The sequence below is a fragment of the Halomonas sp. AOP27-A1-41 genome, from assembly GCF_052378605.1.
Taxonomy (GTDB): Bacteria; Pseudomonadota; Gammaproteobacteria; order Pseudomonadales; family Halomonadaceae; genus Vreelandella; species Vreelandella citrativorans.
Window position 1 is genome coordinate 15,298 of the sequence record NZ_JBQSXT010000020.1, and the last position, 20,132, is coordinate 35,429.

General features: G+C 56.1%; 18 protein-coding genes and 2 tRNA genes. 6 read left to right on the forward strand and 14 right to left on the reverse strand.

Features of this window, described 5'->3' with window-relative positions; all coding sequences use genetic code 11:
• Positions 1-136 precede the first annotated feature (136 nt).
• The 6 genes from pcnB (at position 137) to ACT3TC_RS13030 (ending at position 5,768) form a co-directional block, all read left to right on the forward strand.
• Complete coding sequence (gene pcnB, locus ACT3TC_RS13005) at positions 137-1,522, forward strand: polynucleotide adenylyltransferase PcnB (protein WP_444630421.1); 1,386 nt, start codon at positions 137-139, stop codon at positions 1,520-1,522.
• A 7-nt stretch (positions 1,523-1,529) separates the two neighbouring features.
• Entirely contained in the window at positions 1,530-2,030 is a 501-nt protein-coding gene (gene folK / locus ACT3TC_RS13010) for a 2-amino-4-hydroxy-6-hydroxymethyldihydropteridine diphosphokinase (protein ID WP_444640313.1), read from the forward strand.
• Between the two features lie 184 nt (positions 2,031-2,214).
• Positions 2,215-3,006: a 3-methyl-2-oxobutanoate hydroxymethyltransferase gene (panB, locus tag ACT3TC_RS13015; protein WP_444640314.1), complete on the forward strand. Its 792-nt coding sequence runs from the start codon at positions 2,215-2,217 to the stop codon at positions 3,004-3,006.
• Between the two features lie 37 nt (positions 3,007-3,043).
• On the forward strand, positions 3,044-3,892 hold the full coding sequence (gene panC, locus ACT3TC_RS13020; protein ID WP_444640315.1) for a pantoate--beta-alanine ligase: 849 nt from the start codon (positions 3,044-3,046) through the stop codon (positions 3,890-3,892).
• Between the two features lie 49 nt (positions 3,893-3,941).
• On the forward strand, positions 3,942-4,322 hold the full coding sequence (gene panD / locus ACT3TC_RS13025) for an aspartate 1-decarboxylase (protein ID WP_087108680.1): 381 nt from the start codon (positions 3,942-3,944) through the stop codon (positions 4,320-4,322).
• A gap of 267 nt (positions 4,323-4,589) precedes the next feature.
• Positions 4,590-5,768: an acetyl-CoA C-acetyltransferase gene (locus ACT3TC_RS13030; RefSeq protein WP_193053253.1), complete on the forward strand. Its 1,179-nt coding sequence runs from the start codon at positions 4,590-4,592 to the stop codon at positions 5,766-5,768.
• Between the two features lie 100 nt (positions 5,769-5,868).
• On the opposite strand, the gene ACT3TC_RS13035 is transcribed toward ACT3TC_RS13030, so the two are convergent.
• The 14 genes from ACT3TC_RS13035 to folP form a co-directional block, all read right to left on the reverse strand.
• Positions 5,869-7,038: an MFS transporter gene (locus tag ACT3TC_RS13035; RefSeq protein WP_444640316.1), complete on the reverse strand. Its 1,170-nt coding sequence runs from the start codon at positions 7,036-7,038 to the stop codon at positions 5,869-5,871.
• 126 nt (positions 7,039-7,164) lie between these two features.
• Entirely contained in the window at positions 7,165-9,327 is a 2,163-nt protein-coding gene (gene pnp, locus ACT3TC_RS13040; protein WP_444640317.1) for a polyribonucleotide nucleotidyltransferase, read from the reverse strand.
• Between the two features lie 183 nt (positions 9,328-9,510).
• Entirely contained in the window at positions 9,511-9,780 is a 270-nt protein-coding gene (rpsO, locus tag ACT3TC_RS13045) for a 30S ribosomal protein S15 (protein WP_018917553.1), read from the reverse strand.
• 201 nt (positions 9,781-9,981) lie between these two features.
• Entirely contained in the window at positions 9,982-10,902 is a 921-nt protein-coding gene (gene truB, locus ACT3TC_RS13050; RefSeq protein ID WP_444640318.1) for a tRNA pseudouridine(55) synthase TruB, read from the reverse strand.
• Positions 10,902-11,312 carry a 30S ribosome-binding factor RbfA gene (gene rbfA / locus ACT3TC_RS13055; RefSeq protein WP_172117592.1) on the reverse strand — a complete coding sequence of 137 codons (411 nt, stop codon included), beginning with the start codon at positions 11,310-11,312 and terminating at the stop codon, positions 10,902-10,904. Before rbfA ends, truB begins: the two co-directional genes overlap by 1 nt.
• An 18-nt stretch (positions 11,313-11,330) precedes the next feature.
• A complete protein-coding gene (infB, locus tag ACT3TC_RS13060; protein WP_172117593.1) occupies positions 11,331-13,862 on the reverse strand; it encodes a translation initiation factor IF-2 in 2,532 nt (843 codons plus the stop codon).
• A gap of 27 nt (positions 13,863-13,889) precedes the next feature.
• On the reverse strand, positions 13,890-15,404 hold the full coding sequence (gene nusA, locus ACT3TC_RS13065) for a transcription termination factor NusA (RefSeq protein ID WP_172117594.1): 1,515 nt from the start codon (positions 15,402-15,404) through the stop codon (positions 13,890-13,892).
• A gap of 72 nt (positions 15,405-15,476) precedes the next feature.
• Complete coding sequence (gene rimP, locus ACT3TC_RS13070; protein WP_172117595.1) at positions 15,477-15,938, reverse strand: ribosome maturation factor RimP; 462 nt, start codon at positions 15,936-15,938, stop codon at positions 15,477-15,479.
• A 307-nt stretch (positions 15,939-16,245) separates the two neighbouring features.
• Positions 16,246-16,322, reverse strand: a tRNA-Met gene (locus ACT3TC_RS13075).
• A gap of 152 nt (positions 16,323-16,474) precedes the next feature.
• Positions 16,475-16,561, reverse strand: a tRNA-Leu gene (locus ACT3TC_RS13080).
• 34 nt (positions 16,562-16,595) lie between these two features.
• The gene (gene secG, locus ACT3TC_RS13085; RefSeq protein ID WP_172117596.1) at positions 16,596-16,955 is read right to left on the reverse strand and encodes a preprotein translocase subunit SecG; all 360 of its coding nucleotides are present in this window, start codon (positions 16,953-16,955) and stop codon (positions 16,596-16,598) included.
• 4 nt (positions 16,956-16,959) lie between these two features.
• On the reverse strand, positions 16,960-17,709 hold the full coding sequence (gene tpiA / locus ACT3TC_RS13090) for a triose-phosphate isomerase (RefSeq protein WP_444628508.1): 750 nt from the start codon (positions 17,707-17,709) through the stop codon (positions 16,960-16,962).
• Positions 17,710-17,787: 78 nt separating this feature from the next.
• The gene (glmM, locus tag ACT3TC_RS13095; RefSeq protein WP_172117598.1) at positions 17,788-19,137 is read right to left on the reverse strand and encodes a phosphoglucosamine mutase; all 1,350 of its coding nucleotides are present in this window, start codon (positions 19,135-19,137) and stop codon (positions 17,788-17,790) included.
• Positions 19,134-20,048, reverse strand: coding sequence for a dihydropteroate synthase (folP, locus tag ACT3TC_RS13100; RefSeq protein WP_444640319.1), 915 nt, complete (start codon positions 20,046-20,048; stop codon positions 19,134-19,136). Before folP ends, glmM begins: the two co-directional genes overlap by 4 nt.
• Positions 20,049-20,132: the final 84 nt, after the last annotated feature.

Below are 20,132 nucleotides of genomic sequence, written 5' to 3' on the forward strand. Positions count from 1 at the left end.
TTTCCGCGTTTAAAGGGGAAGGCGTTCGTAAACCTGCCCGAGGTGCTTTGCAAGCGTAAAGGGGTCGGCTACACTCATCGGCTTACCGCTTACTTCACGGTCACTTTTTCGATACCCTGCGAGTCGATATCGCCGCATGTTCAAAGGATTTACCCGTTTCTTACATAGCCCGGGAGAGCAATTGAAAACCCTGCTCGATCCCCAAGAGAGTGGAACCGCTCTCAGCCCACGCATTATCCCTCGGTCCGAGCACCCTGTTTCTCGCCAACATATCAGCGACGCTGCGCTAAAAGTGCTTTACCGCCTTAGCGGTGCAGGCTTCGACGCCTACCTGGTGGGCGGATGTATTCGCGATGCGCTGCTTGGCAAAATGCCCAAGGACTTTGACGTTGCCACCAACGCCACGCCGGAGCAGGTGCGTGACCTGTTTCGCAATTCGCGTTTGATTGGCCGACGCTTTCGTATTGTCCATGTCCGCTTTGGGCGCGAGGTCATCGAAGTCACTACGTTCCGTGGCAAGCCACAAGACGAACACGGCGAGAATATCGCTCACCAGTCGGACGCCGGCTTGCTGCTGCGAGACAATGTATGGGGCAGCATTGAGGAAGATGCCTTACGGCGTGACTTCACCGTTAACGCGCTGTATTACAACATTGCCGACTTCAGCCTTCACGACTTTGCCAACGGTGCGCGTGATATTGAATCGCGCACGCTGCGCCTGATTGGCGACCCGGCCACCCGCTACCGGGAAGACCCGGTGCGTATGCTGCGCGCCGTTCGCTTCGCGGCCAAGCTCGACTTCACTATTGAGCCGGCCACCGAAGCGCCGATGTACGACCTTGCGCCGCTGTTGCTGCAAATTCCGCCTGCACGGTTATTTGATGAAGTGCTCAAGATGTTTATGTCAGGCTATGGGTTGGCAACCTTCCGCCTGCTTAGCCATTACGGCCTGTTTGGCATGCTCTTCCCCGAATCGGAAGAGGCCATGGCCGATGCGGCGTGGGCGGAAAAGCTCATTGAATTCGCCTTGGCCAATACCGACAAGCGCATTGCCGAAGGTCGCCCGGTGACGCCTGCCTTCCTGCTGGCCGCCTTCTTATGGGCCCCGGTTGCCAATCGCCAGGCCGAGCTTGAAAGTGAAGGCATGCCCGCGATACCGGCACTGCAAACGGCATCGCAGGAGGTGGTGTCGCGTCAATTGGAACATACCTCTATCCCTAAACGCTTTGGCATGCCCATGCGCGATATTTGGGAGCTACAGGCACGCCTGCCGTTACGACGCGGCAAGCGTGCGTTCCAAACCCGCGAGCACCCACGTTTTCGTGCCGCTTACGACTTACTACTGCTGCGTGAGCAGGCGGGCGAAATCCCGCGTGGTTTGGGCGACTGGTGGACGGCCTTCCAGCAGGGCGACGAGCATGAGCAGCTTCGCTTGCTACAAAAAATTGGGGGCGACCCGGCAAGCCAGGGCGACCGCCGCCGCAAACGGCGCCGTAAACCCACGCGCAAATCGGAAAAGTGAGCAACGCATGAGCCCGACATCGCTTACGTATATTGGCTTGGGTAGTAATCTTGATGATCCTATCAGGCAGGTGCGCCAGGCGATTTCGGCACTTGCCCTGCTGCCCTTGAGCCAGTTGACGGCCACTTCCTCACTTTACGCGAGCCGCCCGGTTGGCCCCCAGGACCAGCCGGATTTTGTCAACGCAGTAGTCGCCCTGACAACGCGCCTTTCACCGCTGGCGCTGCTTGACCAACTACAGGCGCTGGAACAACAGCACCGGCGCCAGCGGCTACGCCACTGGGGCCCACGCACACTGGATCTGGATTTACTGCTTTTTGACCAGCAGACAATTGCCTACCCGCGTTTAAGCGTTCCCCATCCGCGTATGCACGAGCGCGCCTTTGTGCTCGCTCCCCTGGCGGAACTGGATGCAACGCTGACGCTTCGCCAGCAGCCGGTAAGCGAATGGCTAAATCAAATCCCCGAACCAGGCATTCAGCGTTTAGTCGAAGATGGTCCTGCCTAAGAGGTTATCTTGCTACCCTAGCCTCGACACACAACACTGGACCGGGTAACAATCGTTTTCCAGCCCACACACTAACGTTCTGGTTTGCCTTTCAGGGCCCATTTTTTAAGAACATCGCAACAGCGTGATATTAACAACGGCCGGCTGCCCATGCCGCAGCGGCCACGACGAGTGAGAGCATGCCATGAAACCCGTGACTCTAAGCACGCTACAGGCCTACAAGCGCGCTGGCGAAACGTTTAGTTGCTTAACCGCTTACGATGCCTCCTTTGCCCAAGCGGCGAGCCACGCCGGTATCGACGTGCTTTTGGTGGGTGACTCGCTCGGCATGGTGCTCCAGGGGCATACCAGCACGCTCCCCGTGACAGTCGACGATATTTGCTACCACACCCGCTGTGCCGCACGCGGCAAAGGCCATAGTCTGTTGATGGTTGACCTGCCGTTTATGAGTAACGCCTCTACGCAGCGCATGCTGGAAGACGGCGCAGCCCTCATGCGTGCCGGTGCGGAACTGGTCAAGGTAGAAGGCGAAGCCTGGATGGCCGAGGGGATCCGTGAGCTAACACGCCGCGGCGTGCCCGTATGCGCCCACTTGGGCTTAACGCCACAGGCGGTTTATCAGCTAGGTGGCTACAAGGTACAAGGACGAGACACCGCCCAGGCAGAGCGTATCCTGCAGGATGCCAAAGTGCTGGTTGAGGCGGGCGCTTCGGTTATATTACTGGAGTGCGTACCGGCAAGCCTGGGCAAGGCCATTACCGGCGCGCTTGATGTACCGGTCATCGGAATTGGTGCAGGCCCCGATACCAATGGTCAAATTCTGGTCATGCATGATGTACTCGGCGTCACCCATGGCCGCCCGCCGCGGTTTGTGAAAAACTTCATGGCAGATGCTGGCAATATTCAGGGCGCCTTTCAGGACTTCCACGAGGCGGTCAAAACGCGTGCCTTCCCAGCTCCCGAGCACTGCTTCTAACCTGCCCGTTTGCGACGTAACCTTACGACACATGACTATGCGTACATTGCGAGAGATCAACGACCTGCGCAGCCTCCTGCGCAACTACCGAACGCACGGCCAGCGAATCGCGCTCGTGCCGACCATGGGCAATCTTCATGCCGGGCATTTAGCGCTGGTTGCCAAGGCGCGTGAGCACGCAGATGTTGTCGTTGCCAGCCTGTTTGTAAACCCCATGCAGTTTGGGCCTAACGAAGACCTGGACGGCTACCCGCGCACCTTCACCGATGACCAGGCAAAGCTTAGGGCAGCCGGATGCGACGTGCTCTTTTCACCCTCGGTAAGCACGCTTTATCCCAATGGGCTAACCTCGCAAACGTGCGTTCACGTGCCTGACGTGGGAGAGGGCCTGTGCGGTGGCTCACGGCCCGGGCACTTTGACGGCGTGTCTACCGTTGTCACTCTGCTGTTTAACCTGGTACAGCCCGACGTTGCCTGCTTTGGTGAGAAGGACTACCAGCAGCTTGCCGTTATTCGCAAGTGTGTGCAGGACCTGCATATGCCGATTGACATTATTGGCGTGCCGATTGTGCGCGACGACGATGGGCTGGCGCTTTCATCGCGTAACGGCTACTTGAGCGATGCCGAACGCGCGATAGCCCCTACGCTTTACCGCACGCTGTGTGAATTGCGCGACGCGTTAGAGCAGGGGGAGCCGCTTGAAACCATGCTGGCGAACGGGTTGATTGAGCTTACCGAGGCAGGCTTTACGCCCGATTATCTTGAGCTTCGTACGCCCGAGTTAACGCCTGTCAGCACCACCACTCGTGACGCGGTATTACTGGCCGCTGCTCGGCTAGGTCCCGCTCGCTTGATTGATAATCTCAGCGTGCAACTGCCCGCTTGATCCATTACGTTTTATCGCCAAGCCGCAGGCTTCGCAACCAGGAGTTGTTATGCAAACAATTATGCTCAAAGCCAAGCTCCATATGGCACGCGTTACCCATGCAGTGCTTAACTACGAAGGGTCTTGCGCCATTGATGGCGACCTGCTGGATATGGCCGGTATTCGTGAAAACGAACAAATCCAGATCTATAACGTTGAAAACGGTGAGCGTTTTACCACCTACGCGATCCGTGGCGAAGAAGGCTCTCGTTTGATCTCGATTAACGGCGCGGCGGCGCATTTAGCCGCCCCCGGTCACCGGATTATTATTTGTAGCTACGCCCACTATTCGGAAGCCGAGCTTGAACAGCACCAGCCAGCTCTGGTCTACCTGCAGGAAGGTAACGAGGTTAGCCATACCAGCAACGCTATCCCGGTGCAGCTGGCGTAGGCTACGCCTTCTAGTCATCTACCAAGCGGACCTTCAGGGTCCGTTTTTATTTGCCTTTAAAAAAGCGCATTGCCGCAACGCACAACTTTCCCCTATGCTGAGTAGCAAGCCTGACATAAAAAACAGATAGCGTAGGTTATGCCTCAGTACATCAGGCAGTAAGAACAGATAGCAAGAACAGACAGTAAAACAGGTCCGTAAAAACAGGCCCGTACAAACAAAATAGCAAAACAGGCGGTCTACCTTACTCACGTTAGGAGTCATCTCATGCAAGAAGTGGTCATTGTTGCGGCTCGCCGCACCGCGGTCGGTTCCTTTGGCGGTTCACTGGCAGGCATTCCTGCAAGCGAGCTTGGCGCGTTAGTGATTAAGGATATCCTTGAATCAACCGGCGTTTCCCCCGACCAGGTGGACGAAGTACTCCTCGGCCAAGTACTGACGGCGGGCGTAGGGCAAAACCCTGCTCGTCAGGCGGCAATTAAAGCGGGCCTGCCGGCTTCCGTACCGGCCATGACAATCAACAAGGTATGTGGCTCAGGCCTAAAAGCCGTGCATCTTGCCACACAAGCGATTCGCTGTGGCGATGCTGAGCTGATCCTGGCTGGTGGGCAGGAAAACATGTCGGCGTCTCCCCATGTATTGCCCCATTCGCGCACTGGTCAGCGCATGGGCGATTGGAAAGCCATTGATACCATGGTGCATGACGGCCTTTGGGACGCCTTCAATGACTACCATATGGGCATCACCGCCGAAAACCTGGCTGAAAAATACGGCATTACCCGCGAGGAAATGGACGCGTTTGCCGCTCAGTCGCAACAGAACGCTGCCAACGCCATTAAAGAGGGCAAATTTAAAAGCCAGATCGTGCCGGTGCAGATCCCCCAGCGCAAAGGCGATCCCGTTGTGTTTGATACCGACGAGAACCCGCGCGAAATTACCGCTGAAAAGCTGGCGGGCATGCGCCCAGCGTTCAAAAAGGATGGCACCGTTACCGCAGGTAACGCCTCCTCACTCAACGATGGCGCGGCCGTTGTGATGATCTGCTCGGCAGAAAAAGCCAAGGCGTTAGGTCTTGAGCCGCTGGCACGTATTGCCGCTTACGCCAATGCGGGCGTAGACCCTGCCATTATGGGTATTGGCCCCGTGCCCGCTACCCGTCGCTGCCTGGAAAAAGCCGGCTGGAGCCTGGAGGACCTGGACCTTGCGGAAGCCAACGAGGCTTTTGCGGCACAGGCCCTTTCTGTTCAGAAAGAGCTGGGCTGGGATATATCCAAGGTCAACGTCAACGGTGGCGCGATTGCCCTGGGCCACCCGATTGGTGCTTCTGGCTGTCGCGTACTGGTATCGCTCCTTCATGAGATGATTGCCCGGGATGCCAAGAAAGGCCTGGCGACGCTGTGTATCGGCGGCGGCCAGGGGGTGGCACTGGCGATTGAGCGCCCCTGATCTCGGCGATTAACGCTTAAAATGTAAATCCCCCTGTCACTGACAGGGGAATTTTTATGCCTCAAGGCTTCGCACCTGACACCTAACACTCACGGGGCGCTTAGCGGTGCTTTTCACCCACAATGGTGGCGGGTGTTCGCCATACCAACAGCGCGCCCAGCAAGAATAGGCCCGATGCGGCCCACATGGTAATAGGCAGGCTAGTAGCATCAACAACCCGGCCACCGACCATCGCGCCCAGCCCAATGGAGAGGTTGAATACAAAGGCCATCAAGGCGGTCGCGGCTTCGGTATTGGGTGCGGTGCGTAAAATCCACGTCTGTATGCTCACCGACACGCTGCCAAAGGCCGCGCCCCACACCATGAGTAGCAGCACGCCGCTGACAGGCTCGACCCCGAGCAGCGGGAAAGACGCCACCACCAATAGCAGCAAGCTTGGGATCGCCAGCACCGCCCGGTAAGGATGGCGCCCAGCGAACATGCCTGCGGCGATATTGCCCAGTATTCCTGCCGCCCCATAAAGTAGCAGCAAGCTGCCCACATGGCGCTGAGCTACACCGCTTATCTCCTGAAGGATAGGGCTAATGAAAGTGTACGCTGCAAAGTGTCCGACAACTACAAAGCCCGTGACCAGAACCGCGACCCGAACGCCACGGCTAGTGAACTGCTGGGCCAGCACTTTGAGACGGACTGGCTCCCTGGGTGGCAGTGGCGGCAACCAGCACCACAGTGCCAGTGCGGTTAACAGGCTAAAACCGCCCAGAGCCGCAAACGCGATTCGCCAGTTGCTTAGATCACCCAGCAAGGTACCCAGTGGCACGCCAAGTACCGATGCAGCGGCTACGCCGCCAAAAATAATCGTCATGGCCTTGGGCACTTTATCGCTGGGCACCAAGCGCGGGGCAATACTCCCGGCCACGGCCCAATAACCGCCGATACTGACACCCACCAGCACGCGGGCGGCCAGCAGCAGAATAAAGCTACTGGCCAGCGCTGAAAGCACGCTACCAATCACCATGACGACCATGAGTAGCGTGAGCATAATGCGCCTATCCAACCGGCCTACCGCCACGGGCAGTAGCGGCGCCGAAAAAGCGGCGACCACGCCCGGTACCGTTACCATCAAACCAGCGACACCGGGCGTTACATCCATGGATGAAGCCACCTGAGACAACAACCCGATAGGCAGCTGTTCAGCGGTTACCAATAGAAAAATGCCGATCATCACGGCGACCACCGCCCACCAACGCGGTGCCTGTTCCTTCTCCATGCCTACTTCCTTCTAACTAAACGTCCACCCAACCAAACGTTCTTTTAATCACACTTTCTTTCAACCAAACGACTCCGCCCCCGCAACCAGGGGCTACGGGGGCGGAAGAGACAACCTTACGGCGACTTAGTCCGCGGTGTTCTCACTTTCAGCGGCAAACGCTGCTTTCTCTTCTTCGGTGATCTCTTTCATCGAGAGCTTCACGCGGTTGCGGTTATCGATGTCGAGCACCTTCACAATCACGTCGTCGCCTTCGTTCAGGAAATCGCGCACGTTGTTAACGCGCTCAGCCACGATTTGCGAAATATGCACAAGACCATCGGTACCCGGCATGATGTTCACAAAGGCACCGAAGTCAGCAATACGTACGACCTTGCCGTTATACAGCTTGCCAATTTCCGCTTCTGCCGTAATCGCCAATACGGTATCGATGGCTTTTTTCGCCGCAGCCTTGTCTTCAGCGTAGATGCGCACGGTGCCGTCGTCATCAAGGTCGATAGACGCGCCGGTATCGTCGCAAATCTTGCGAATGGTGGCGCCGCCTTTACCAATAACGTCACGGATCTTGTCCGGGTCGATCTTGATGGTGGCCATGGAAGGCGCATTATCGGAGACGTCGGTACGGCTCTGGCTGATGACTACATTCATCTGCTCAAGAATACCCAGGCGCGCTTTGTGGGCTTGCTGAAGCGCAGTCTCCATGATCTCTTCGTTGATGCCTTCGATCTTGATGTCCATCTGCAGGGCAGTAACACCCTCTTCTGAACCGGCCACTTTAAAGTCCATATCGCCAAGGTGATCTTCATCACCCAGGATATCGGTCAGTACCGCGTAGCCATCTTCGTCTTTCACCAGACCCATGGCGATACCCGCCACCGGTGCTTTCAACGGAACACCCGCATCCATCAGCGCAAGTGAGGAGCCACATACTGACGCCATCGAGCTTGAGCCGTTGGATTCAGTAATTTCCGATACCACACGAATAGTGTAGGGGAAGGCTTCTTCAGACGGCAGCATGGCCTGAACACCACGGCGTGCCAGACGGCCATGGCCGATTTCACGACGTTTCGGGCCACCCATAAAGCCCGCTTCACCGACCGAGTAGGGAGGGAAGTTGTAGTGCAGCATAAAGCGGTCTTTACGCTCGCCTTCCAGCGACTCGATCAGCTGAGAGTCACGCAGGGTGCCCAGCGTTGCCACTGCAATCGCTTGGGTCTCACCACGAGTGAACACCGCCGAACCGTGAGTCTTGGGCAGCGCGCCTACTTCGATCGCCAGCGGGCGCACGGTGAAGTTATCACGGCCATCAATGCGCGGCTCACCTTTTACAACGCGTGAACGTACAACGCGTTTCTCAAGGCCAGCAAAGGCACCTTTTACTTCGTCTTTGCTGAACTTGTCGTTAACCGGTTCACCGTCAATGGCTGCCAGCTGTTCAACCGACTGATCTTTCAGGGCTGCCAGGGCATCCTGGCGCTGCATCTTATCGGTGATGCGATAGGCATCACCCACCTGCGCTTCAAACGCATCCGCAATGGCGGTTTTTAGCGCTACGTTCTCAGGGGCTGGCTGCCAGTCCCAACGCGGTTTACCGGCTTCGGCAACCAGCTCGTTAATCGCGCTAACCGCGACCTGCATTTCCTGGTGGCCAAACAGTACGGCGCCCAGCATCTCGTCTTCCAGAAGCTCTTTGGCTTCGGACTCGACCATCAGCACGGCGTTTTCAGTACCGGCAACGACCATGTCCAGCTCGGAAGTCGCAAGCTCTTCAACGGTCGGGTTAAGGAAATACCCCTGCTCTTCGTTGAAACCAACGCGCGCAGCACCGATCGGGCCGTTGAACGGCACGCCAGAAATGCTCAGTGCAGCGGAGGTACCCAGCATCGCGGCAATATCCGGGTCGTGATTACGATCGGTGGAAAGAACGGTACAGATAACCTGCACTTCGTTCATAAAGCCTTTGGGGAAAAGCGGACGGATCGGACGATCGATCAGACGCGAGGTTAAAGTTTCTTTCTCGGTCGGACGTCCTTCGCGCTTAAAGAAGCCGCCGGGAATTTTACCTACTGCGTAGGTTTTTTCCTGGTAATGAACCGAGAGCGGGAAAAAGGGTTGGCTGGGGTTGGCTTCTTTGCGCGCCACCACGGTACACAGCACAACGGTATCTTCCATGGTGACCATAACGGCCCCCGTGGCTTGACGAGCGATACGCCCGGTTTCTAGCGTGACGGTGCTACGACCGTACTGAAACGTTTTTTTTACCGGATTCACGGCGACTTCCTTTAACATTAATATCTACTTGTCTATTCGTTTGGGTCGTTTTGACTCGCCACCATTCTAGGCGCTGTAGCGCCATACGGCTACCAGAAACCCAAAATCACCGGGGCAAAGCCACGGCCTGTGGGCGACATGCATAAAAAAACGGGCAGCTCACAAGGAGCTGCCCGTTTCTCAATCTTCGCCAACAATAGCTTAGCGGCGCAGACCTAAACGCTGGATCAGAGACTGATAGCGTTCGAAATCTTTACGCTTCAGGTAGTCCAGCAGTTTACGACGCTGGTTTACCATGCGGATCAGACCACGACGCGAGTGGTGATCCTGCTTGTTGGTTTTGAAGTGGTCCTGCAGGCCATTGATGTTGGCGCTCAGCAGTGCAACCTGTACTTCAGGGGAACCGGTATCGTTATCGCCGCGGCCGTATTCGTTGACGATTTCGGCTTTCGTTTCAGCGGTTAATGCCATCTGTCTCTCCAGTAAGCAATATGCCTAAAATTTAATGGGTGAGACCACGCATATTTGCAGTCTCAGGCGACTCTTTTCGACGTACTGTTTCCAGTACTATTTCAAGTACCGTTTCCAGTACTATTCAAGTGCTATTCAAGTGCTATTCAAGTGCTATTTTCGCGTAAACCGTCACATCCTTGCAACGCTTCACCCGGACTCTTACGAGATAGCGACGGTACTTAACAGTCGCTTGGGCGCTACTTCCTGAGCACCTTTTACAACACCGAGGCCGATAAACGTCTCAGCATAATAAAGTCTTGCCAATGCATCGGGAGCCAGCGTACCAATACTCAAGTTGGCCGATTGACCGTGGGCTAAGCGCCCGTAAGCCGTTTCGTCCACCTCAAGCGTCGGCAGATGATCCACCAGCACATCAGCGGGCATTAATTCAGCCTCACGCGAGGTCTGATCCGCCAATGCTTCAAGCGCTTCGAGGGTCCACATCGCGTCACCCGTAAAAGGCCCGGTTTTGAGCCTGCGGAGCTGACTGATGTGAGCACCACACCCCAGCGCCAAACCGATATCTTCGGCCAGCGTACGGATGTAAGTCCCCTTGCTGCAGGTGACTTCAAGCTCGAAGGCTTCGCCGTCAAACGCAAGCAGGCGCGCATCATACACGCTTACCCGCCGCGCTGCACGCTCTACCTGCTTACCCTCACGGGCCAGCTCATAGAGTTTTTTGCCCTGATGCTTGAGCGCCGAATACATCGGCGGCACTTGATCGATCTCACCGCGAAAGCGCGCAATCGCGGCTTCAACGTCATCCGCTGTTAACGACGGCACATCGCGGCGCTCAATCACCGTGCCTTCTGCATCACCGGTGTCGGTGATCACACCCAGCTCAACGCGGGTGCGATACATCTTGTCGGCTTCCAGCAGGTGCGCGGAGAACTTGGTGGCCTCGCCCAGGCAAATCGGCAATAAGCCGGTTGCCATGGGGTCCAGCGTGCCGGTATGTCCGGCTTTTTGGGCCTCGAACAAACGACGTACACGCTGTAGGGCATGGTTGCTGGAAACGCCCTTGGGCTTATCCAGCAGTAATACCCCATTGACCGGTAAACCGCGACGGCGACGAGCCATTAGCGCGTCTCCTCACCTTGATCAGAGTCACCCTCTTCATCCACTTGACGGGCTCGGTCAGTCGACACGGCCTCTTCAATCAGGGAAGAGAGGTGCTGCCCACGCACCACGCTCTCATCGTAATGAAAACGCAGTTCAGGGACATGGCGCAGCTGAATGCGTTTGGCAATCTGGCTCCTTAGAAAACCGGCGGCACGCTTAAGCACCTGCAGATTCTCCTTGATACGCTCAGGCTCCTGCTCACCCAACAGGGTGACATGGATATCGGCGTAGCCAAGATCACGGCTAACGGTCACGCCGCTCACCGTGATCATGCCCAAACGCGGGTCTTTCACTTCGCGTTGAATAAGTACCGCCAGCTCCTTTTGGAGCTGGTCGGCTACTCGGTCGGTACGCTTAAATTCGCGCATGGTTGTCTCCTCGCGGCCTTACAGGCTGCGCTCGACTCTGACTTGATCGAAGACTTCGATCTTGTCGCCGACCTGGACATCGTTGTAGTTCTTCACGCCGATGCCACACTCCATACCGTTACGCACTTCTTGTACGTCGTCCTTGAAGCGGCGCAGCGATTCGAGCTCGCCTTCGTAGATGACCACGTTGTCACGCAGTACGCGGATGCGTTTGCTGCGGGACACGGAACCTTCGACGACCATACAACCCGCCACTGCACCGATCTTCGGCGCACGGAACACATCGCGCACTTCGGCAACACCGACGATCTCTTCTTTCCAGTCGGGGGCGAGCATACCGCTCATCGCCTGCTTGACCTCATCGATCAAGTGGTAGATGACGCTGTAGTAACGCAGATCCAGGCCTTCACGCTCGATAATCTCGCGGGCAGCGGCGTCGGCACGGACGTTGAAGCCGACCACGATTGCCTCAGAGGCAAGCGCCAGGTTGGCGTCAGTACCGGTGATACCACCAACACCTGAAGAGACCACAGCCACTTGTACTTCATCAGTGGAGAGTTCTTCCAGGGCACCTTTAATCGCCTCCAGAGAGCCTTGTACGTCGGCTTTAAGAACGATATTAACCTTGGCCACTTCATCCTGACCCATCTGGCTAAACATGTTCTCAAGCTTGGCTTTCTGCTGACGCGCCAGACGTACTTCGCGGTACTTGCCTTGACGGAAGTTAGCCACTTCGCGGGCTTTCTTCTCATCGGCCACGACCATGAAGTCATCCCCCGCATCCGGCGTACCGTCCAGGCCCTGAATCTCAACGGGCATGGCCGGGCCGACGCTCTCAACCTGCAGGCCAAGTTCGTTGGTCAGCGCACGTACACGGCCGTAGTGCAGGCCAGCCAGAACGATATCGCCTTTCTGCAGCGTACCGTTTTGAACCAGTACGGTAGCTACCGGGCCGCGGCCTCGGTCAAGACGCGACTCAACGACAACGCCTTTAGCAGGTGCCGACGGCACTGCTTTCAGCTCAAGTACTTCAGAAACCAGCTGAATCGCTTCCAGCAGCTCTTCAATACCGTCACCGGTCTTGGCGGAAACGTGTACAAACTGCGTATCACCGCCCCACTCTTCGGAAATTACGCCGTGCTGCGAGAGTTCGTTACGAATGCGGTCAAAATCAACACCAATCTTATCGACCTTGTTCACCGCAACGACCATGGGTACTTCAGCCGCTTTGGAGTGCTCGATCGCCTCAATGGTCTGGGGCATCACGCCGTCGTCAGCAGCGACCACCAGGATAACCACGTCGGTTGCCTTGGCACCACGAGCACGCATGGCAGTAAACGCCGCGTGGCCAGGGGTATCCAGGAAGGTCACGCCACCATGGCTGTCTTCAACGTGGTAAGCACCGATATGCTGGGTAATACCACCTGCTTCACCGGTGGCCACTTTGGCACGGCGAATGTAGTCCAGCAATGAGGTCTTACCGTGGTCAACGTGGCCCATAACGGTCACGACGGGAGAGCGGGTGATCTCTTCGCCTTCATAGGAGATGCCTTCAAGCATTTCCGTTTCCAGCGCATCATCTTTCACTAGCTTGACCTTGTGGCCCATCTCTTCCACTACGATGGCCGCTGTATCCTGGTCAATCGTTTGGTTGATGGTCACAGCCGCGCCCATGTTAAACATGGCCTTGATGACTTCGTTGGCCTTGATCGACATTTTGTCGGCAAGCTCAGCCACGCTGATTGACTCAGGGATCGATACTTCACGTACGATCGGCTGAGTCGGCTTTTGGAAGCCGTGCTTGCCATTGCCGCTCTGACTTGGGCCACGGCGGCCGCCACGACGCTCGGCACGTTTTACTTTCTTCGCCCCGCCGCCGCGCTTACGCTCTTCGCGATCACCACGGTCATCTTCGTCATCACGACCTTTTTTCTTCGCGACAGCTTTCTTGGGCGGTGCAGTACGACGGTCGGTACGGCCTTCTTTCGGCGGTGCTGGCGGCATTTCCTCTGTCGCTGGCGCAGCTTCGATCTGAAGTTCGGGCACTTCAAGTTTAGGCTCAGCCGCTGCTTTCGCTTCGGCTTCTTTACGCGCGGCGTCTTCCGCTGCCTTGGCTTTAGCGGCGGCTGCTTTCTCGGCAGCTTCACGTGCTTCGCGCGCTTTACGCTCGGCTTCGGCTTCGGCCATATCGCCCACTAGCTGGCGTGGACCTGAATGCTTAGGCTCAGCGACTTTCGGCTTATCCTCCTCGGCGCTTTTAACGTACGTTTTTTTCTTGCGTACTTGCACTTCAATCGTTTTACCGCGTTCGCCGGTTTTAATACGGCTGCGCGTTTTACGGGTCAGCGTGATACGGTTTTTGCTTGTATCAGTGTCGCTGTCGCCGCCATGGCTTTTCTTCAGAAAGGTCAGCAGTTTCTGCTTGTCTTCTTCAGACACGGCATCGCCTTCAGAGGCGTGCTTCAAGCCAGCTTCTTTCATCTGTTCTAGTAGGCGGGGCACATCACGGCCCACCTTTACTGCAAAATCTTTAACTGTCATATCTGACATAGTGACCCTCCTCAGCCCGTGACCTGTTTACTGTGTGTTCGAATCCGATGCGTTATCGTCTTCAAACCAGGGCGCACGGGCAGTCATGATCAGTGCCGCTGCGCGCGCTTCGTCCAACTCCTCGATATCGACCAGATCGTCGACAGACTGCTCGGCGAGATCTTCCATAGTGACAATGCCACGGCTAGCCAGAATGAAGGCCAGATGGCGCTCCATGCCGTCCATTTCCAGCAGATCAGTTGCTGGCTGGGCACCGTCTAGCGCTTCTTCCGAGGCAATCGCCATCGTCAGCAGCTCGTCTTTCGCACGTGCACGCAGCTCTTCAACCAGATCTTCATCGAACTCTTCGATCTCGAGCATTTCTTCAAGCGGCACGTAGGCAACCTCTTCCAGGGTAGTAAACCCTTCTTCTACCAGCAGGCGGGCCACGTCTTCGTCCACTTCAAGGTGCTGAACGAACGTGTCCACCAGGCTATCAATCTCCTGCTCGCGCTTGGAGTCAGCTTCTTCTTCGGTCATCACGTTGATACGCCAGCCGGTAAGCTCTGACGCCAAGCGTACGTTTTGACCACTACGCCCAATTGCCTGTGCCAGGTTATCCTGAGCAACCGCCACGTCCATTGCGTGGGCATCCTCGTCGACAAGGATAGACCCAACATCAGCGGGCGCCATGGCATTAATGACCAGCTGGGCGGGATTGTCGTCCCACAGCACGATATCGACACGCTCATTTTGCAGCTCAGACGAAACAGCCTGAACGCGTGAACCACGCATCCCCACACACGCCCCTACCGGGTCGATGCGGCGATCATTGGTCTTAACGGCAATTTTGGCACGTGAGCCAGGGTCGCGCGCAGCCCCTTTAATCTCAATCAGCTGTTCAGCGATTTCAGGTACTTCAATTTTAAACAGCTCGATAATCAACGCCGGGTTGGTACGCGACAGCTGCAGCTGGGCACCCCGTGCATCCGGGTCAACTTTAACCAGCAGTGCGCGAACCCGCTCGTTCATGCGGTAACGCTCGCCGTGGATCATCTCATTGCGCGGCAAGAAGGCTTCAGCATTCTCGCCCAAATCGATAATCAGGCCGTCGCGAGTGGTCTTTTTGACAATACCGGCCACCAGCTCGCCTTCACGGTCCGCATATTGGCGAACCACTTCAGCGCGCTCAGCTTCACGCACTTTTTGTACGATGACCTGCTTGGCAGTTTGGGCGGCAATACGTCCAAACATCGCGTTTTCGATCTGCTGTTCAACAACGTCGCCAAGCTTCAAAGGCGGGTCGCGCTGCTCGGCGATGGTCTCTTTGATTTCGTAATCTGGCGTTTCGAATTCGTCATCTTCAACCACTGTCCAGTAGCGGAAGGTGTCGTATTCCCCTGTACGGCGGTCGATACGCACCCGTACATTGGCTTCTTCATTTTCAAAACGCTTGCGTGACGCGCTCGCAAGAGCCGCTTCTACCGCCTCGAAGATGACATCCCGGGGGACGCCTTTTTCGTTGGAGATCGCGTCAACGACCATTAAAATTTCTTTACTCATGCGTTTGCCTCGCCAGAAAACCTGTCCTTTTGTGCATCACCCCGGCAGCCTGCCGGCAGCGCCGCCACCCGGTTAATCGTCGAACTGCGGTACGATGTGCGCTGAATCAATGCTTTCAATCGGAAAGCAGAACTCCTCGCCATCCAGTTGTAGCAGTACTTCATCACCCTCGACACCTGCCAAGAGCCCCTGGTATTTGCGCCGTCCATCAAACGCCACGCGCAGCTTAAGTGCGACATGGTGGCCTTGATAGCGGGTAAATTGATCCAGGGTATATAAAGGGCGTGCCATACCGGGCGAAGAGACTTCCAGCCGGTACTCACCGGGAATGGGATCTTCCACGTCCATCACAGCACTGACTTGGCGACTAATATCAGCGCAATTTTCCACACTGACACCACTTTCGCTTTCGATGTAAACCACCAACCGCGAATGCTTGCCTTGGGAAACATGATCGATACCCCATAGCTCAAAGCCCATGGCGGCGACGACAGGTTCAATTAGCGCATGTAGCGCTGCGTGTTTAGTGGCCACAGACAAAGCTCCTATAGCCGTTGCATCAGGCACCTGGCCAGGAGTTATTAGAGAAGCCAGGAGGCTGATTGGCGTTACCCGGAATGTGTCTCCGGCAACTCGGACGATATCCGCTCTTGAGACACGCTTGTTAACAAAAAGCTTGCTAACAAAAAGCCCCTTCACAGGAAGGGGCTTTTCATAAGAAACCTGTAATACCAACCAGGGAACACAGTGCAGGATTTACCTACTTGGCAATTAACCCTTATCGACATCTCATTACCATGATCTGTCAGGCTACTCGCCTATCTAACGTGCTACCAGGAAATGGTAGCGGGGACCGGATTTGAACCGATGACCTTCGGGTTATGAGCCCGACGAGCTACCAGACTGCTCCACCCCGCATCAATCTAGGTCGACGATAATAGACACTTGAACCACTTACGTCAAGAACTCTTTTCGTCTCAGGCGCTAAACCTGGGTTTCTTTATCAAAACGTTTTTTGACGAACGTTGTTTGATAAAGAGTCTGGGAAGCTGGCGAGCCAGCAAAACAGATGGTGCCGAAGGCGGGACTTGAACCCGCACGACCATACGGTCACTACCCCCTCAAGATAGCGTGTCTACCAATTCCACCACTTCGGCATCAGGGGAGGCTAAAGAAAGCGACATCAAGCATTTACTCGCTGCTTTCCTCTAGCACTGGCGCGGTATTATCCACACTTGCAGGGCTATCGTCAAGCGTTGGAACGCTTTGCTGTTGCTCGATCAGGCGTGAATCAGGAATACCCGCTTCCGGCGCCTGGCCTGCTTGCGTTGCAAAGTACGCCAGCGCCATAGAGGTTACGAAAAAACCTGCTGCCAGAACCGCGGTGGTACGCGACAAAAAGCTACCGCTACCGCGCGAGCCAAATACCGTTTGCGAGGCACCGCCTCCAAACGCGGCACCCGCTTCGGCACCTTTACCCTGCTGAAGCAGGATCAATACAACCAGGGCGACCGCAATCACCACGTGGACCATAAGAATTGCAACTTGCATGGCGTTATCCTGCTGACTGACAAATGGCGTAAAAATCATCGGTTTTGAGCGAAGCACCGCCCACTAAACCGCCGTCGATATCCGGCTGGGCAAGTAGCTCAGCCGCATTTTTTGCGTTCATACTGCCGCCGTAGAGCAACCGCATCTGCTCAGCGAGCGCTGCACTAAACTCTGCGAGGTAGGCGCGGATTCCGGCCATTACGTCCTGCGCCTGCTCGGGCGTTGCTGTCCGCCCGGTACCAATCGCCCATACGGGTTCATAGGCAATCACGACCGCTTGGCGCTGCTCGGGCGCTAAACGCGTCATCGCATAGCCTACCTGGCGCAATACCACATCCATGGTCTTCTCGGCATCGCGTTCGGCAAGTGACTCACCCACACACAGAATGGGTGTCAGGCCATTATCCAGCGCCGCCAATAAGCGATCAAACACCTGCTCATCGCTTTCACGGTACAGCTCGCGACGCTCGGAGTGACCCACCAGCACATACGCCACTTCGAACTCTTTGAGCATACGTCCGCTCACTTCACCCGTGTGCGCACCAGACTCGATAGGATTAAGCGTCTGGGCGCCTAACGCTAGCGATGTATTGCGAAACGCCTGACGCGCCGCGTCCAGATAAGGAAAGGGGGGAATAAGCACAACGTCCAAGGCTGCAGGTAACGAGACATCAGCAAACGCGCTGCCAAAATCATTTATCAGTGCAGCGGACCCGTTCATTTTCCAATTACCGGCAATTAATGGCGTACGCATGAACTCTCCTCACTCAAGGTGGAGCGAAATGGTATAGGAGCGGCCTTGACAAGACAACCGCTGACAAGCACAGCTGCCTTATTTGAGCAAGGCTTGAACACGATCAGCCAGCCCCTGAGTCAACTGATCAACATTCAAGTGACCGCAGCCTTCTACCATCACGCGAATCAATGGCTCGGTGCCGGAGGGCCGCAACAACACCCGCCCTTGATCACCCAGCTGTTTTTCAACGTCAGCAACAGCGTCCTGCAGGGCGCTTAATGCCATGACATCATGCGCCAAGGTCCCAGCGGGCAAACGCACATTCACCAAGGCCTGCGGGACTTTCTCAAACCCTTTCAGCAATTCCGGCAGCGATGCTTGCTCACGGATCATCAATGCCAACACCTGTAGAGCAGCGACAATGCCGTCTCCAGTGGTTTGCACATGACCGCATACAATATGCCCCGACGCTTCGCCACCCAGCTCCCACTCGTTAGCCGCCATCATCTCCATGACAAAGCGATCACCCACCTTGGCCCGTTTAAAGGGGATACCCAGCTTTTCAAGCGCGACAGCAAGGCCAAAGTTACTCATTAAGGTGCCTACCACGCCACCTGCTAACAGGCCTCGCTCATGACGGTCACGAGCAATCAAATAGAGGATATCATCGCCATCAATTTCGCGGCCATCACTATCCACCATCAACACGCGGTCCCCATCACCATCAAATGCGATGCCTAAATCGGCCCCCCGGTGAATGACCGCAGCACGTAGCGCCGCAGGATGTGTAGAGCCTACTTGATGGTTAATATTCAAGCCGTCTGGTGACGCGCCGATAACGCTGACCTCTGCGCCTAGCTCGCGAAACACGTTTGGCGCAATGTGATAGGTCGCACCGTGGGAGCAATCCAGCACAACGTTTAGCCCATGCAGGCTTAAGCGGTCTGGCAGTGTCGATTTGCAAAATTCAATATAGCGGCCAGCGGCATCACCGATCCGAGTTGCCTTGCCCAACTGGGCCGCTTCAGCGGTCGTTAACGGCGCCTCCAGCATGGCTTCGATACGGTCTTCTGTCTCATCGGGGAGCTTTTTGCCCTCTGCCGAGAAAAACTTGATGCCGTTATCATCAAACGGATTATGTGATGCTGAAATCACGATCCCTGCATCGGCACGAAACGTGCGGGTGAGATACGCAATACCCGGTGTCGGCATGGGCCCCAAAAGCGACACATCAACGCCTGCGGCTGAAAGCCCGGCTTCTAACGCCGACTCAAACATATAACCTGAAATACGCGTGTCCTTACCAATCAACACCCGCGTCCGTCCCTTTTCGCGGCGCAATACCTGGCCCGCTGCCCAACCAAGCTTGAGCATAAAATCGGCAGTGATTGGTGCTTGTCCGACCGTGCCCCGAATCCCGTCGGTACCAAAATAGCGTCGTGTCATGAATATTTTTCCTCGTTTAGCGGCATGTCGCACCCCTCCTGGAGTACCGCCCAGGCCATATTAACGGCATCGACCGTCGGCCCCACATCGTGCACGCGTAGGATTTTAGCGCCACGTTCAACGGCCATGGCAGACAGCGCAAGACCACCCGCCAAACGCTCTTCAACCGGACGCCCCAGCACTTTGCCAATCATGCTTTTACGCGACATTCCCACCAATAGCGGCAAACCAAGCGCCTGCAGGGCATCCATATATTTTAGCAGGCGCAAATTGTGTTCAACCGTTTTACCAAACCCAAAGCCCGGGTCGAGCAGCAAACGGCTGCGACGCAGGCCAGCAGCCTCGCACTCCGCGACACGCTGCGCTAGATAATCAGCGACAGCCACTTCCACCGGCTGGTCATAAGAAGGTGACTGCTGCATATCCTGCGGCTCACCCTGGCGGTGCATTAAACAGACAGAAAGCCCGCTGCCAATGGCCGCCATTAAGGCATCTTCACGCTCAAGCGCACGCACGTCGTTAATCATTCCAGCGCCCAGCGCGCTTGATTCGCGCATCACCAGCGAGCAGCTGGTATCGACTGATACCAACGCATCCAGCTCACGAACCAGCGCCTCAACAACCGGTGCGACCCGATCAAGTTCCTCTTGAGCACTTAGCGGCTCAGCCCCGGGGCGCGTCGACTCACCACCCACATCAATAATCACGGCACCTTCGGCAAGCATACGCTCGGCATGACGCAGCGCGTCATCCAGCGCTACGTGCCGACCACCATCAGAAAAAGAGTCAGGCGTAACATTTAAAATCCCCATAACGCGAGGAAAAGAGAGATCCAGTACATGGCGCCCACAACGCATGTGCACATTCTCATTCATTGCGGGTGATAAAGAGGGGTCAATTATTGATTTCATGCGGCTGCCTATTAAAAAGAAGCACTGCTACTGCCTGAATAACAGCATAACAAAAAGGCGCCCCATATTGGGGCGCCTTTGCAG